Below are 15,937 nucleotides of genomic sequence, written 5' to 3'. Positions count from 1 at the left end.
GGCTCACTTCTTGAACCGGATCGACAGCAGATCGCCATAGGCCTGCTCAGGTACCTGGAGATCCGAGATCAGATAGAATTGCGGCTTGCTGAACTGCTCCTTGCCATCCTGTAGATGCAGGTACTCCTCCGCATAAGACGTCAACGCGACGGAATTGACCATCAGAGAAGGTGAAGGATGCTTAAATGATGTAACTAATGATAGACGCTGCTCGCGTTCCATGGAACCGACTTGCAGAATCCCGTTATGGCTGGCATCCTCTGCCTGTCCGCGGCCTGACTTGTAGGTAAGCTCTTGACCCCTGCTGTTCTTAAGGTACGCTCTGCCATCCTTCATGTCGGAAGCGGCAGTATAGAAGGTTGAGGTCTCAAGCTTCAACGGGCATAGCGGACCGCCTGTATTCTGCTCCACATGTACCGTAGAGACAAGCACCGGAACGCCCGGCAGCAGCATGAAATACTGATGCAGTACGAGTCCTTTGTATTTATCATTCTTCTGAATGGTTACGCTCATCCGTATCCCTGACCAGCGGTTCCCCTTGTTATCGGTCAATTCGGCGAAATCAGCCGTTAACGGCTCCTCCATGAAGCTGCGCAAGGCAATGTCGCCCACACTGGTTACGATTCCGCCTACCCATGGATTCCACCAGGACTTTGCAATCGGCTGCGGAAAAGAAGATTCAAGCCATTCCTCGCCCTGATGGGCAAGCGAGAACAATCCCGGCGCGAAGTCAGGGCTGGCCTGTATCCGCAGAATGCCGTTGTCCACAGCCAGTACCTGTGCCCCTTCTGCTGTGAGTCTCTCCTGCCGGACACGTTCATCCGCGACAGGCAAGACCAGGAAGGAGTGATCCTGCACATAACTGTCCATATCCAGATGCAGGGTCAGTACATCCGGGGCAGCGCCTGCCGGTACTGTCAGCGGCAGAGCCGCTTCTCTGAGCTTCTCTTCCTCTTGTACCGTGATCCGGGATTCTTCCGTGCTACCTGCTTCGGAAGAGATCCGAATCTCACCCGCCAGATAGCTCTTCTTCTGCTCCTGAAGGAGAAGCTTAGCCTCTCCGCTTATGAACGGATTTCCGTTATTCAGACTGAGCTCCAGCTGCTCTGTAGTGGTCAGTTCCTCAGCATTGCTGTTACCGCTTTGCAGCGCATAGGCACGGAAATCCTGCCAATGGTCCCAGGTTCCCAGCGCGATCCGCAGCGGCGGCGTCTCCTTACGCCCGCCGGCGGGAATCCGCCCCAGGGAATGCTCTACGGCATGCATCCACGAGTCCTGAATCAGCTTAAGCTCTGACGGCCAGCTAATCCCTCTGGAGAAGCCTTCATCCGCAGCGAACATCCAGTTCTCCGTGAATTCCTGCGCTTCCCAGTAATCCATGCCGGAGGCTTCAGCCCCTGCGCTCAGATCTATATATTTGCCTCGGTAAGGGATGACGCCTCCATGCAGGTTGAAGCGGAAGCCGTCCCTCAGGAACAGTTCTTCCTCCTGAACGGTAGCCTGCGGGTTGTCGATTCTGAAATAACGGGAGACTATACCATTGCTGAACAGCTTCACAACCATTGTCAGCAGCAAGCCTTCCCGGATGCCGACCTCATAAGTAGCCTCAAGCACGATAGCCTCTTGTTCCCTCGAGATCTTCACATCCAGCGCCGAGAATTTGTTGAATTCATTCGTATAAGGAAGGCCAAGCTTCGGATAAGGCAGGTTCATCAGGTATTTACGGTTCTGGAAAAAAGTAAGCCAATGGTTCGTTTTGTTCAGAACGGCCGAATAACGGCCATTGCTGATGATCCAGTCCTTGTCGGTCGGGCCGCCAAAGGCCGTCTCTGCTCCGGTGAAGACCAGGCTCAGCTCCTGTTCCAGTATAGCCGAATCGGCTCCTTCTTCTGCACTGCGGATGCTCACCGTATGGTGCCAAATCCCGTACCCGAGCAGCCGGGCCGCTGCGGTAACGGTTCGCCGGCTCTTCGCCGGAACCTCTACGGTGTAACGCTTTTGACTGAACGACAGAATCTCGTCCTCCGGCAGCTCAAAGCTGAACACGGTGTCTGTGCTGTACTCATTCTCCACCGTTACATCCAGCTCCACCTCTTCACCCGCGAAAAGCGTTCTGTCCGGTACCTGGAGCTTCACTTTGACCGGGAACTTCGGCTTAATGCCCAGCTTGAATACGGCAGGCAGGCCGTTAATGAGCAGTTCTGCCTCGACCACAGGGTGGGTCTGATAGAGATCCTGCTCCTCCACCACCGGATGGATGAAGAAGCGGCCTTCGATCCGCGCTTCGGATTCAATATCCTGAGCGGCGTCCAGCTCCAAGCGGATTTGCGCATTGCTTTTACCGCTAATCTCGAGCGACAGAGGCTTTCCGCTTTTGTTAACAGCTTCATAAACGACAGGGTATTCCGCTCCAAACGGCAGCTCATGCTGTTCAGGAATCGTTACCTGTATCCGGTAATCCTCCGTCTCAATCAGGCGCAAGCCACGGCCGGTCCGCTCATATTCCATTTTCAGCGAGAGGCCATCCTTCAGCCATTCATATGTAAAATAGTCAAAGCCGTTTTCCCCATGACCGTCAGGCTCCACCTTGATCTCGCGGATGCTGTCATTATACCAGTCTATCTTCTCGAAATAAGCCTTCACCGCTCCGGTCTGAAGCACCGAGGGAATGAAGTTCATCAGGTGAGTCGTATCATCCCGGTTCTCCCAGAAGAACCCGCTTTTCTTATACGTAGGCACCGCCTTGACATTACCGGGCCAAGTATAGAGATCCAGCCGCGGCCAGCCCAGCTTAATTGTCTCTTCGATCGAACGCCTTACCAGCCGCTTGCCCACCTTGCGTCCATGGTAATCCGGTCTCACGTTGAGCAGAGCAATATAGAGCGCTCCGGTATCCTCTTTATAGTGGGAGAAGCTGCAATATCCGATGACCTCTGAGCCGCTTACCGCCAGGAATAACTTGAGCATCGGGCTGTTCTCATGTTCCCGCAGCACGCTTTCCTCTGTCCGGTACGTTCCTTCTCCGCCCCAGCTCTCTGCGCTTCTGTTCCACATCTCGGCAATGGAAGCGGCGTGCCTAGCCGGCACGTATTCTTCAATTACTATATCTTGTAACTCTGGCATTACAGTCATACCTCCTCGTATCGCTATAATTCCTAGCTTCATAGCCATAAATACTACTTGCAGTATATAACAGAACGAATAGCCACTGTAAGATCCTGTTTGATTATAAAAGAATATTACTTAACTTAAGCGAAGCTTAGCCTCGAACCGATCAGATAACCGATCGAGACAAACAGGAGTGACCAGATAAAGGCACCAGCAAGAGTGACCATTAAGTATTTTCGGAAAGACATGGCACTAATGCCAGAGATGTAGCTGGTCACATGCCGGATGCCCGGAACGAAATAAGCGATGAATATCGTCCAGTTGCCGAACCGGAAAAACCAGCGTTTGACATAGGCGAACCGTTTAGGCGTCAGGCCTACCCATTTCCCGTACCGGTCCACGACAGGCTGCCCCACTCTGAGACCGATGGTGTAGCTGATCAGCATGCCTGTAATCGAACCTATGAAACAGACCAGAACCGAAAGCGAGAAATCCAATACCATGGTAGAGGAGAGATAGCCAACGAACAGCGTCAGCAGCTCATCGGGAACGGGAAGTCCGACAAGCCCCAGCGCCAGCAGCGCGAATATAGCTATATAACCGTATTGTGAGATCATCTCGATGACCCATGGCATGAACAATCACTTCCTGTTAACGAATTTTTTGAACGAAGGGAACGGGACCCTGCTTATCATCAGTATAGACAACAGTCCCATAATTAAAATGAGCATTTCCGGCTTCAGCCGTTCACCTATAAGTGTGGTCATCGACAGAAGCAATCCGGCTGCCGTAATCGGCATGCCCACGAAACCCTTGGAAGGAGCCGAGATATTGAATCTGGCCAGCCGCAACGCCCCGCAGATCAGGAATGCGACCGCAGCCACAGGCCCGACCCACTGCACGTTCTCCAGCCGGTATAACAGAATAAGAAAGACGGGAGCGATGCCAAAAGAAATAATATCCGCCAAAGAGTCCAATTGTTTGCCGAAATCACTGGTGCAATGCAGCATCCGGGCGAGCAGTCCGTCCATAACATCGCATATCGCAGCCAGCAGTATCATTAATAAAGCAAGATCATAACGTTCCTGAATCGTGAATAGCAGGGAAACTGATCCGAAGCCCAGGTTTCCCAGTGTGCACATTGAAGGCAGCCAGCTCCATTTCATGCTGTTCACTCCTTTCCTGACAAGTTAGTAATAGGGCGGCTCAGCCTCCAAAGGTTATACTAAAACAGACGCCGTCCGAGGTGTTCATCACTGCATACCGGCAGCCATGCATATCTAAAATCTGCTTCGCAATGGATAATCCGAGTCCGGTCCCGCCCGTCAGACGGCTGCGTGAAGCCTCGATCCGGTAGAACCGCTCCCAGATATGCGCCAGCTGATCCTCGGGGATTCGCTCCCCTTTGTTGTGTATGGTGAACAAAAGCTTCTTGGGCTGACTCTCCAGCCTAACGGTTATGGTACTGCCCTCTTCCGCATGACGGATTGCGTTGGTCAGCAGATTGCTGAGCACCTGTTCAATCCATGTAGCATCCGCATATACAGGCAATTCATTCGCCGGAATAATGACCACATCCAACTGCTTATTCTGGAGGGAATGCACCAGTTTGCCCGTAACCTTCTCCGTCATTTCGCTCAGCATGAAGGAGCTTTTGCGCAGCTTGATCGTGCCGGACTCCAGCCGGGCCAGGTCCAGCATATCTTTTACCAGGAACTCCATCTTGTCGGCCTCTTCGATAATGACCTTGATGTAATGATCCTGCTTGCCGGCGCTCACCCCGTCCTCCAGCCCTTCGGCGAAGCCCTTGATAATACTAAGCGGCGTCTTCAGCTCATGGGAGGCACTGGCAAAAAAGTCCTGCTGCATCTGCTCCAGCTTCTTCTTCTGCTCCATCTCCTCCACCAGCTGCTGATTCGTGTCCCGAAGCTCGCCCAGTGCAGTATCCAGACTTTGGGACAAGGTGAACATACTTCTGGACAGGTTGCCCAGCTCATCCTTCTGGCGGATGGAGGCATGGCCGGTGAAATCCAGCGCAACCATCCGTTTGGCTGTATTATTGAGCTTGATTAAGGGCCGGGTCACCATCTTGGAATAGAACAGCGACAGGACCAGAATCAGCACGAACCCGCCAAGCCCCAGGTATAAAAAGAACCAGCGCAGCGCTTCATTGGAATCCTTAACGTCCTGCAATGAGGTGACCGAGAACAACAGCTCAATCTCCCCGCTTGCCTGCTTAACGGGCAGAATCATCACGGAGTTGCGGATACCGCTCCAGGGCGCCGTCCACTCTTCCTTGACCAAATTCAGCTTACCCAGGCTCTCCAGCTGCCCCGTATTTAACGGGAACCAGTCCTCGATGGCCTCGAAAAGGATGCCCTGGCGCGGATTCCATATTTTCAGATCCGGCAGGACCAGCTCTGTGATGGTTCCGGTAATGCTTGTGTTGCCCTGCTCCGCCTCTTCGCCTACTGGAGGTAACCCCTGTTTGGTAATCGTGAGCGGGAAGAACTGATTGCTGAGGTCATTCTCGCCAGTGACAAGCTCACCCTGGATAGTAACCTGATCATTTTCTTGCAAGTGGGCCGTACGGAGCATATCCCCGAACTGATTCATGAACAGGGACATGGGGATCACCTGCGTCTGGCCTTTCTCGTCAATCAGCTTCATGCGGAACGGATCTTCGGACTTCATCCGGCCATCCAGCTTCAGAATCACCAATTGTGTCTTATTGCGCAGCATGAACCGCACCAGCTCGCGGGAAGTCCGGGTTCTGCCCCAGGCTTCTTTGGTGTAGCTTGTCCCGAAGCTCTTAAGATGCTTCTCCACACGGGTCTCCTTCTGCGTCTGGTAGAAGCGGTCGAACAGCAGGAACTGGCTGAGGATTACCATCCCGTAGAAACAGACGAAGAAGATCACGGTCATCACGAACAGCTTGAAGGTAATTCCCCATCTTTTCATTCTTCGTCCTCGAATCTGTAGCCGGTTCCAATGACCGTACGGATGTGGCGGGATTCATATCCCAGCTTGCTGCGCAGTTTCTTGATGTGGCTGTCCACGACCCGGGAGTCCCCCTCGAATTCAATTCCCCAGACCCGGCTGAGGATGGTGTCCCGCGAGATCACATGGCCCTTGTTGCGGATCAGCAGCCACAGGAGATCATATTCCTTCGGGGTCAGCTCGACATCGGCGCCTTCCACTTCAAGACGGTGCGCCATAGTATTGAAGATGGCCGAGCCGAATCTGACCACGCTGGATTCAGGCTGATGTGCGCCTTCGACCCGTTTCATCAGGGCCGCAGCCCGGGCCACCAGCACTTTGGGACTGAAGGGCTTGGTCACATAATCATCGGCGCCGAGCTCGAAGCCGTGTATTTTGTCGTCATCGGCGGATTTGGCGGTCAGCAGGATAATCGGGGTCGCCGATTTCTTGCGGATCTCCTGGCATACCTGAAATCCGTCCATTTTGGGCATCATAATATCCAGAATCAACAGATCCGGCCCAAGTGAATCGAACCACAGGAGCGCGTCCTGCCCATTAGCGGCTTCGCGCACCTCCCAACCGTCCTGTATGAAGTAATCCGACACCAGCTCACGGATACGCAGCTCGTCTTCGACAAGCAGTAGCTTTTTCTTCAATATACTCCCTGCTTTCAACCCGTTTATACCTCTCAGCATAGTCGAGTGTTATGTCCTTTATGTGTCCTGGTGTGAAATTAGCTGATAATTAAGTGGAAAAAGGTGTTAGAAAACCATGCTGGAGTAGGCGATTAGTTAGCGCTCGGGTGAACGCTACGCAAACGGAACGTTGTTACAATCGCTGTTGTGTCCAGATTTTTTTCATTCCCCTTAGCGGTGAAAATCCGGACACAAAGGCGAACGCTCCGCTTTTCCACAATCGTTCCGCCCGCTCCGCTGTTTGAGTGTTGGGTGTGAGTGGACCTAAAACATACTGATACTGAAAGAGAACGTGGTCCCACTGTGCACAAATCTGAAAGAGAAAGTTGCCTCACCGAACGCCCTACTAAAAACCTCACTGAATACCGCACTGAATACCGCACTGAACACAAATGTTGTAGTTTTTGCAGGAACTCCGTTCGTTTGAGCTCAGATCATGCACATTGTTGTATTTATTGCAGGAATTCGGTTAGATTCACAGCTGAGGAGCGCAGATTGTTGTAATTAGTGCAGGAATTCCATGAGCACGGTGCTGGATAATGCACATTGTTGTATTCTGTGCAGGAATCCCCTCAAGCATAAACGCAAAACAGCGATTCTCGAATAACCGGAGGATCGCTGTTTACGTTCATATGATACATTATTCGGCGCCTCAGTTACCCGGCTTCAAAGGCTTGCTTGAACTGGCTGTTATACAGCTCAGAATATATACCTTGCAGCGCAAGGAGCTGGCTGTGGCTTCCCTGCTCGGCGATCTGGCCGCCCTGGATGACCAGAATCCGGTCAGCATCCTGAATGGTGCTGAGCCGGTGGGCGATCACGAAGCTGGTACGGCCCTTCATCAGTGTCCGCATGGCCTGTTGGATATGCATCTCTGTCCGCGTATCCACGCTGCTCGTTGCCTCGTCAAGAATGAGGATGGCCGGATCGGCCAGAATGGCGCGGGCGATGGTCAACAGCTGGCGCTGGCCGTGGCTTAAGGTAGTCCCGTCCGTGCCCAGCAGCGTGTCGTACCCCTGCGGCATCCGTGCAATGAAGCCGCTGACGTTGGCGAGATTGGCTGCCTCTTCCACTTCACGGTCCGTGGCCTCCAGCCGGCCGAACCGGATGTTTTCACGGATGGTTCCCGAGAAGACATGGGCATCCTGAAGCACCATTCCGAGCTGGCGGCGCAGCCCGTTTTTACCCAGCTCCCGGATATCCCTGCCGTCGATCAGCACTTCACCGCCGCTCACTTCATAGAAGCGCGTCAGCAGGTTGACAATGGTCGTCTTCCCCGCTCCGGTTGGCCCGACCAGGGCGATGGTCTCACCCGGATGTGCGGTGAAGCTTACACCGTTCAGAATAGGCGCGTCCGGCTTATAACCGAACACCACATCCCGGAAAATAACTTCCCCGCTTATCCGCTCCAGCTCCTGCGGCTGCTCCCCGCTGTACTCGGAGGGCATATCCATGACTTCGAATACGCGCTCTGCTCCGGCGATTGCCGATTGGATCAGGTTATACTGGTTCGCAAGGTCGGAGATGGGCCGGCCAAACTGTTTGGCATAATTCAGCATACTTACGATAACCCCCACAGTAAGCAGCTCATGATAGGCCATCCAGCCGCCAATTCCGGCAATCAGTGCGAAGTTCAGATTGTTAATCAGGTTCATTACCGGTCCTACCAGGCCGGATACAATCTGCGCCTTAATACTTGCTTTGTTAAGCTCCCCGCTTATTCCACGGAATCTGTTAACCTCCGCCTGTTCTCGGCGGTATTGCTTAATTACCTTTTGGCCGCTCACCGCTTCTTCAATGAAGCCGTTCAGCTCACCTAGATGCTGCTGCTGATCCTTGAAATAGATCCGGCTTAAGCCGGTAATCCGGCGGCTCGCCAACACGACCAGCGGAATCGTTACCAGAGCAACTCCCGTCAACGGCACATTCAGCATCAGCATAATGACCAGGGAGCCGCTAAGTGTAATCAGACTGTTCAGCAGCTGGGTTACACTCTGATTCAGGGAATTTGAGACGTTGTCAATGTCATTAGTTGCACGGCTCATTAGCTCACCGTTAGCATGGGTATCGAAGAAGCTGACCGGCAGTTCCTGGTATTTGGCGAACAGGTCCCGCCGCAGCTCATACACCGTGCGTTGAGAGACGGAGGTCATCACGTAAGCCTGCACCCAAGAGACGGCGCTGCCCAGCAGATAGATGCCGCCCAAGAGGAGACAGAACCGGACGAGCAGACTGTAATCCTGCGGGAGGATCGCGGTATCAATGGCTTTTCCTAGCAGGTAGGGTCCGATTAGGGCAAGAACAGCATTCAAAATCGTGAATACATAAACCATAATCAGCCCGGTCCGCTGACGATTCAGATAGGACCAGATGCGGATGATCGTTGCCTTGCTATTCTTCGGGCGTACCTTGGGTGTAACACCAACCCGGCCTGGAGGCCCTCCGCCTAACGCTCCAGGTCCGCCGGGAGCCTGCTCCCTTTTACGTTGACTGGACATAGGGCTCCTCCTCTTCCTTCAGCTGGGAATGGCGGATATCCTGGTAGATCTCACTGCCTGCCATTAGCTCGGTATGCGTACCCTGCGCGGCGATCCGGCCGTTCTCCAGAATCAAGATCCGGTCGGCATCTATAATAGAAGACACCCGCTGGGCAATCATAACCACTGTACAATTCTGAAGCTCCGTCTTCAGCAGCAGACGGATGCTCGCTTCGGTAACCGCATCCAGAGCGCTGGTGCTGTCATCCAGGATCAGAATGGCCGGCTTAATTAACAGCGCGCGTGCAATGGACAGACGCTGCTTTTGTCCGCCTGACAGGTTCACCCCGCGTTGTCCGAGCTGTGTGTCATATCCTTGCGGCATCGCTGTGATGAATCCATGTGCTTCTGCGGCTACAGCCGCCTGCTCCACTTCTTCATCTGTTGCTTCCGGCCGTCCGTAACGGATATTATCCCTGATACTGCCGCTGAACAGCAGGGACTGCTGCATTACGAAGCCGATCCGGCTCCGCAGATGCTCCAGGCTAATCTCCCGAATGTCTGTTCCATCGATCAGAACGGCACCGGACAAGACCTCATAGAATCTTGGGATCAGGCTTACCAGGGTAGACTTGCCTGCTCCGGTGGCTCCTAGTATAGCGATCGTCTCCCCGGGGCTGGCTGCAAAGCTGACATCCTCCAGCACAAGATTCTCATCTGCACGATTATAGGCGAAAGAGACATTGCTGAATTCTATGCGTCCGAGCGTAATGGCTGCATGATCCGCCGCAGGCGCTTCGGTAATTTCACTTGTGGCGGCGAACACTTCATTCACACGGTCCCCCGACACATTGGCCCGTGATACGAAGGCAAGCATCGTGCTCAGCATCATCATCGACATGAGCAGTTGGGTAACATAGTTAATGAAGGCAATCAGTTCACCCAAGGGGAGCGCCCCGTTCCAGTTCTGTAGGCCCCCGAACCAGAGGACGGCAATAATGCTCGCATTTAGAATCAGCATCATAAGCGGCATATTCAGCGCCATCAGGCGGATCGCCCGGATTCCGGTATCCGTATAGCCGGTATTGGCGGTATCGAAGCGCTTCTGCTCATGGTCCCCACGAACGAAGGCTTTGATTACGCGAATGCCGGTGAGATTCTCCTGCAGCACATTGCTCACCCCATCCAGCTTCTCCTGCATCCGGGCAAATAACGGAAAAGAGAGCCGGATCAGCACAAACAGCAGGATGAACAACAGCGGAACCGCAGCCAGCAGGATCATCGCCAGGGACGGGCTGATCCGGACCGCCATGACCAGACTGCCAATCAGCAGCAGCGGTGACCGGACAAAGCTCCGCAGAATCATCTGCACGAAGGTCTGAAGCTGCACTACATCGTTCGTAAGCCGGGTGATCAGCGAGCCGGTCTTCATCCGGTCCAGATTACGGTTCGAGAAGGTCTGGATATGCTCAAACAGCTTGAGGCGCAGATCATTGCCGAAATTCTGTGAAGCGATACTTGCACATATCGCACAGCCCACGCCGCCAGTCATCCCGATGACTGCGATTCCAATCATAATTCCGCCTGTCGAAAGGATATGCGATAAATCATTCTTCATCAGGCCTTTATCTACAATGCTCGCCATAAGTGCAGGCTGCAGCAGGTCCATCACTACTTCAACTACCATTAACAGCGGGGCGAGCACGCTCCAGAGTGCATAAGGCTTCATGAACCCCTTGAGCTTCCACATTCAGTTCACCTTCATCTCATCAGTCGTTGCATCCGTTCATCCGTTTAGGGTAAATATGTGATTTTGTTGGTCATTGGCGTTCTCTGCTTGGCAGCAGGAACTTCCGAGGGATACCCTACGGCAAGTACTGCAATAACATCCTGTTCTTCAGGAACGCCTAGCACCTCACGGCCCTTGGCTGTACCGCCGAGTGATGACCAGAACACACCTGCTCCTGCCTCATGGGCTGCCAGCATGAAATTCTGGATATAGCAGGACACAGCCATGATGTTCTCTTCGCGCTCCATTGTGGTAGCAGCAGACTTGGATAAGACGCCAATCAGCACTGGAGCACCGCCGAAATCGGTCTTATGGTTCAGCGCTGCCCGCGTCTGCGGCCCAATGAACAGCAGCTCCCACGGCTCATTCATCCGGTGGTTCGGAGCATAGCTGGCGGCCTCCAGCCAAGTATTCAGCTCCTCCTTTTTAATCGGGTCTGGCCGGAAGGCTTTGATCGTTCTTCTCGTTTGAATAGTATCGATAATAGTCATAGTTAGTCCACTCCTTCTGTTGTATTGGTATCCACATGGTAATAAGCATATCTCTTTAACACGTTAAATTACAAGACTATATAAGTAGATTGGAACATTATGTATATGGTGTTAATGGCTGCATCCGGCGAATTCATGGGAATGTTGCTGCAATGGCTGCCGCTCATTTGCTCCTTTTGGGCGGCAGCATGCTCACACAACTTAAGGCTGATAAATTGTGTGTGGTTTTTGGCATCCACATAAGAAAACCATAGTGATTTACTTAATTAGCAAAAACAGCCCAGTAAACTCCGCCTAAGCGGAGCTTCCTGAGCTGTTCATTGGTGGAGTTGTTCAGCCCTGCTCCAAAGCATATTTCCTCATCGTCTGCTGCTTGAAATCATCCCACGCCGGTGTGGACAGACGGGCTTGCTGCATCAGAGGTTCAAAGGCTTGATAGAGCGCTGCAATCTCGCTAAAGGAGCCATCGATCAGCTTCATGAAGGGCAGCTTTTGTATCAATCTCAACCCTTGGGCGAGCAGTGCCGGGTGCTTCTTCGCCCCGTTAACAAGGGAGGCGGGATTAACGGGTAAGCCCAGCGCGGAGAGCACGCGGAACCCTTCATCCATTAAGACAACTGCCTGTTTCCAGCGGGCGGAGTCTCTGCTTGCTTTTGCCAAATCAAAATCATAGAGATAAATGACCGACATCACCGGGATAATTGAAACCATGTGACTCAGGAGCCAGGCGTTAATATCCTGCGAATAATCCAGCTTATACTTCGTCTTATGGAAGGCCGCTGTAAGCTCCATCTTGAACGGAATCTCACCTTCCAGACTGCCCAGCACCATCTTGCCGCCACCGCTTACAACGATAACACGCCCGTCTTCCTCACGGGTCCCCCCGTTAATCTGGAAGCCAAACGCAATATTCTGCGGAATCCGGCTGTTCTCCTTGAAGAACTGCTGCATCCCGCGGGTATCCCCATTATTGCCGACAAGCACAATATTCTTACTTCCATTGTCCGCCAGCGCCGGCAGCACCGCCGGGAAGTCATTGTATTTCATCACTACGAAGATCAGATCATAGACGTCGTCCCTCCGTAGCCCGGATATTACCTTCACCTGATCCACAGTCGTTTTACGCTGAAAATAATGCCGGAGGACCAGTCCGTCCTTCTGCAATTGGCCCGCCCGCTTCGTTCTGGCCAGCACTGTGACCTCATTCCCGCCCCGCACCAACACATGGGCCAAATAACTGCCTATTACCCCCGCACCCATCACTAATACTCGCATCTCGAATCCCCTCTCCGCTTCAAACAGTTGTATTGAAATGAACATCTGTTCATTAGGTTAGCAGCGGGGACTCTATCGCGCAATTGCCAATGGTGCCAAGGATGTCAATTACTGAACAAACCCGTGTAAATTGTACATTACCCGTACCGCTCCTACGACGCTAAGCTGCCTCATTCCATTATCTGCGTATGAACGGCCACGATCAGCATATCCATATGCCGGGCATGCCGCAGCAGATATTGAACGAAGCTCATCGAGAACAGGCTATACGCCCAATGCCTGCGTGACTGTCCGATGATCAGCTGTGTAGTCTGCCGATCATTCATCAGCTGGAGCAGATGCTTATGCAGATGCTTGCGGCTTCCCGCCTCGGTGATGTCCATCACACCGCCCAGCCGCTCCGTCAGGTGCCTCAGCGTATTCAGCCGCTTCTGTTCTTCCGGTGTCTGTATGCGGGAGCAGTGTACGTAATGCACATGCCATTCGGCTTTGAGGCGGTGGGCGATCCGGAACCCGCGCCGGATGAGCCGCTCGGCCTGCGGGCCCGTATCCACGCAGACGAAGATGACTTCCCGCCTGCTCCAAGGGCCGCGCAGGGCAGGCTCCCGTTCCCAGGCCTCCAGGCGCTCATCGACATCATCGGCAATCTCGCGCAGGGCCAGCTCCCGCAGCGCGATCAGATTGCCGATTCGGAAGAAGGACTCCAGGGCCTGATTGACTTTCTCCTGCGCGTAGATCTTCCCTTCCCGCATCCGCTGCTGCAGCATCTGCGGCGTAACGTCAATCAGCTCCACCTCGCTCGCCATCCGCAGAATCGCATCCGGCACCGTCTCGCGGACCCGCACACCGGTTAACTGCTCCACTGCATCGTTCAGGCTCTCCAGATGCTGCACATTGACGGTGGTTATGACAGAGATTCCGTTCTCCAGCAGCCGGATGACATCCTCATACCGTTTCCTCGTGATACTTCCGGGAACATTCGTATGGGCAAGCTCATCCACCAGCACCACCTCGGGATGCCGGGCGATGATCGCTTCGGTATCCATCTCGGTAAGCTCCGTAGACTGATACGGAATCCGCGCTCTGGGGATCAGCGTTAATCCGCCTACCTGCTGCCTGGTTTCCTCCCTTCCGTGGGTCTCCAGCAGCCCGATAACCACATCAATTCCCCTGCTGCGGAGCAGATTGCCTTCCTGAAGCATTTTGTACGTTTTGCCAACTCCGGGGGCTGAGCCGATATATACCTTGAAGGTTCCCCGGCGGATATGCTCAATCTTCTTCTCCAGCTCCTGGGTGGTTAGACGGTGGAACGGCTCCGCAGTCTCCTTCGGGGCTGGCCGGACCGGCAGAATCCGTTCGCCATCCTGCTCCGCGCGGTCTGCCATCAGGAACACATCTATATTGCGCGTCCGCCGCAGGACGCGGCTGGCAATGGAGCCCTGCCACTTCTCCTGCCAGCCGCTTTTCTGTGAATGCCCCATCACAATTCGGGTAACATTGTTCTGAATGGCATAGCGCACAAGCATGGACGGGAGCATCCGTAGACGCAGCAGCTCCAGCTCCTCGAACCGGGCGTGAATCCGCTCGGTCAGCTTGCGGATGGAGCGCTTGAATACCTGCTGATCCTTGGTCAGCGGACGGCCGCGCAAGAGGAAGGTCACGATAATCAGATCACCGTTCAGCCGTTTGGCGATCTGCTGTCCCCTTCTTATATACAGAGAGCCATTCCAATGATACTGCGCCGAGACCAGAATCCGCTCGGTTGCGCCGGAGGGACCGATCAGTCCCTCGGCCTCGCGGTGCTTTTCCAAGGAGTCATTGACCCCTTCCGCCATCAGCCGCAGCGATACCTCACGGAGCACGCCAAGGTTACCCCTGAGGGATAGTGCCGGATGCGCCCCCTCACCAAGCACGCCCTCCTCCAGCCGCTTCAGGATCGTCTCCGGAGAGACGTCAATCAGCCGCACCTCGTCAGCCAATTCCAAGGTATTCAGCGGAACAGTCTCCTCTGAACGGATGCCGGTCATCTCATAGATCTGCTCACCCACACCGGCCAGCTCATAGACATTGATAGTAGTGATTACACTGATACCCTGATCCATCAGATACCGGATGTCCTCCAGCCGTGTCTGGAAGCGGGCCTCTTCACGGTTGCGGTGCGCCAGACCATCCACCAGCAGCACCTCGGGGTTACGTTCCACCAGAGCCTCAAGCGGCAGATCCTTCTCTTCCTTGCCGTCCTTCCACCAGTGAATGCTGGGGACCCGCTCCAGATCGCCAAGCTGCTGGACGGTTTCCGCCCGGCCCATAGTGGATACGGCACTGATCACCACATCAATGCCCTGCTGCTTCAGCAGCTTGCCTTCCTCCAGCATGTGATAGGTTTTGCCTGACCCGCTGACCGAGCCGATAATAATCTTCAGCCGCCCCCGCTGGAGCTGATAGATGGAATATAAGATTTCCTCAGGGGACTTGCGTTTATAGGGTGCCACGGGTGAGTTCCGATAATGCCAGATTCAGCTTCAGCACATTTACCCGTTTCTCCCCGAAGAGTCCCAGATCACGGCCTTCGGTCTGCTTGGTCACCAGGGCCTGAAGGGTGTCTGCCGGAATACCGGTCAGCTGGCTGATTCTGGGAATCTGTACGAGTGCCGCAGCCGGTGTAATATGCGGATCAAGGCCGGAGCCTGAGTTCGTAACCAGATCAACAGGCAGCTGGCTGGCGGGGATACCGGGATTGTCCAGCTTCCACTGGGCAATCGAGTCCTTAGTACGCTGCAGCATATCAGGATTCGACGGCCCGTAGTTATTCGATCCCGAAGCTTCCGCCTTGTATTCAATACTGGACACACGGCTCTGGAACCACGCCTGATCACTGAATTTCTGCCCGATCAGCGCAGAACCGACAACCTTCCCGTCTGAATTCTTCAGCAGGCTTCCGTTCGCCTGGGCAGGCATCAGCACCTGGGCAAGCGCCGTAGACGCCAGCGGATAGATCATTCCGCAGAGAATAATGAATACTATGCTTAATCTTACGATAGTGAAGAAGTAGGCAGCTGGTGATGGCGATGCCTGTTCTACGTTGGTCTCATGAATGGATTGTGCCATGATAATTATGCC

Annotated in this window: 11 protein-coding genes; all 11 read right to left on the bottom strand. The window is 53.9% G+C overall.

What is annotated here, in order from left to right:
• Nucleotides 1–3 precede the first annotated feature (3 nt).
• The 11 genes from NST43_RS13925 to kdpC all read right to left on the bottom strand — a co-directional run bounded on the left by NST43_RS13925 (nucleotide 4) and on the right by kdpC (nucleotide 15,925).
• On the bottom strand, nucleotides 4–3,123 hold the full coding sequence (locus NST43_RS13925) for a GNAT family N-acetyltransferase (RefSeq protein ID WP_339224945.1): 3,120 nt from the start codon (nucleotides 3,121–3,123) through the stop codon (nucleotides 4–6).
• 125 nt (nucleotides 3,124–3,248) lie between these two features.
• The gene (locus NST43_RS13920; protein WP_209990417.1) at nucleotides 3,249–3,743 is read right to left on the bottom strand and encodes a DedA family protein; all 495 of its coding nucleotides are present in this window, start codon (nucleotides 3,741–3,743) and stop codon (nucleotides 3,249–3,251) included.
• A 6-nt stretch (nucleotides 3,744–3,749) separates the two neighbouring features.
• Nucleotides 3,750–4,274: a CDP-diacylglycerol--serine O-phosphatidyltransferase gene (gene pssA, locus NST43_RS13915; RefSeq protein ID WP_339224944.1), complete on the bottom strand. Its 525-nt coding sequence runs from the start codon at nucleotides 4,272–4,274 to the stop codon at nucleotides 3,750–3,752.
• 40 nt (nucleotides 4,275–4,314) lie between these two features.
• Entirely contained in the window at nucleotides 4,315–6,069 is a 1,755-nt protein-coding gene (locus tag NST43_RS13910; protein WP_339224943.1) for a HAMP domain-containing sensor histidine kinase, read from the bottom strand.
• The gene (locus NST43_RS13905) at nucleotides 6,066–6,746 is read right to left on the bottom strand and encodes a response regulator transcription factor (protein ID WP_209990409.1); all 681 of its coding nucleotides are present in this window, start codon (nucleotides 6,744–6,746) and stop codon (nucleotides 6,066–6,068) included. Before NST43_RS13905 ends, NST43_RS13910 begins: the two co-directional genes overlap by 4 nt.
• A 695-nt stretch (nucleotides 6,747–7,441) precedes the next feature.
• Complete coding sequence (locus NST43_RS13900) at nucleotides 7,442–9,283, bottom strand: ABC transporter ATP-binding protein (protein ID WP_339224942.1); 1,842 nt, start codon at nucleotides 9,281–9,283, stop codon at nucleotides 7,442–7,444.
• On the bottom strand, nucleotides 9,267–11,012 hold the full coding sequence (locus tag NST43_RS13895; RefSeq protein WP_339224941.1) for an ABC transporter ATP-binding protein: 1,746 nt from the start codon (nucleotides 11,010–11,012) through the stop codon (nucleotides 9,267–9,269). The genes NST43_RS13900 and NST43_RS13895 overlap by 17 nt, the downstream gene beginning before the upstream one ends.
• Before the next feature lie 44 nt (nucleotides 11,013–11,056).
• A complete protein-coding gene (locus NST43_RS13890; protein ID WP_339224940.1) occupies nucleotides 11,057–11,542 on the bottom strand; it encodes a nitroreductase family protein in 486 nt (161 codons plus the stop codon).
• Nucleotides 11,543–11,875: 333 nt separating this feature from the next.
• Nucleotides 11,876–12,817, bottom strand: coding sequence for a 2-dehydropantoate 2-reductase N-terminal domain-containing protein (locus NST43_RS13885; protein WP_339224939.1), 942 nt, complete (start codon nucleotides 12,815–12,817; stop codon nucleotides 11,876–11,878).
• A 170-nt stretch (nucleotides 12,818–12,987) separates the two neighbouring features.
• Nucleotides 12,988–15,309 carry a universal stress protein gene (locus NST43_RS13880; protein ID WP_339224938.1) on the bottom strand — a complete coding sequence of 774 codons (2,322 nt, stop codon included), beginning with the start codon at nucleotides 15,307–15,309 and terminating at the stop codon, nucleotides 12,988–12,990.
• Nucleotides 15,296–15,925, bottom strand: coding sequence for a potassium-transporting ATPase subunit KdpC (gene kdpC / locus NST43_RS13875; protein ID WP_209990391.1), 630 nt, complete (start codon nucleotides 15,923–15,925; stop codon nucleotides 15,296–15,298). The genes NST43_RS13880 and kdpC overlap by 14 nt, the downstream gene beginning before the upstream one ends.
• Nucleotides 15,926–15,937 lie beyond the last annotated feature (12 nt).

Origin of the sequence: Paenibacillus sp. FSL H8-0332, from assembly GCF_037963835.1 — a bacterium.
Taxonomy (GTDB): Bacteria; Bacillota; Bacilli; order Paenibacillales; family Paenibacillaceae; genus Paenibacillus_AQ; species Paenibacillus_AQ rhizoplanae.
The sequence above is the reverse complement of the archived record's forward strand: the minus strand, read 5'-3'. Positions and strand labels throughout refer to the sequence as shown.

Coding starts and splice junctions, on each gene's coding strand:
- NST43_RS13925 (WP_339224945.1), bottom strand. CDS start 3,123: ATGCCAGAGTTACAAGATATAGTAATTGAAGAATACGTGCCGGCTAGG.
- NST43_RS13885 (WP_339224939.1), bottom strand. CDS start 12,817: ATGCGAGTATTAGTGATGGGTGCGGGGGTAATAGGCAGTTATTTGGCC.
- pssA (WP_339224944.1), bottom strand. CDS start 4,274: ATGAAATGGAGCTGGCTGCCTTCAATGTGCACACTGGGAAACCTGGGC.
- NST43_RS13900 (WP_339224942.1), bottom strand. CDS start 9,283: ATGTCCAGTCAACGTAAAAGGGAGCAGGCTCCCGGCGGACCTGGAGCG.
- kdpC (WP_209990391.1), bottom strand. CDS start 15,925: ATGGCACAATCCATTCATGAGACCAACGTAGAACAGGCATCGCCATCA.
- NST43_RS13910 (WP_339224943.1), bottom strand. CDS start 6,069: ATGAAAAGATGGGGAATTACCTTCAAGCTGTTCGTGATGACCGTGATC.
- NST43_RS13895 (WP_339224941.1), bottom strand. CDS start 11,012: ATGTGGAAGCTCAAGGGGTTCATGAAGCCTTATGCACTCTGGAGCGTG.
- NST43_RS13890 (WP_339224940.1), bottom strand. CDS start 11,542: ATGACTATTATCGATACTATTCAAACGAGAAGAACGATCAAAGCCTTC.
- NST43_RS13920 (WP_209990417.1), bottom strand. CDS start 3,743: ATGCCATGGGTCATCGAGATGATCTCACAATACGGTTATATAGCTATA.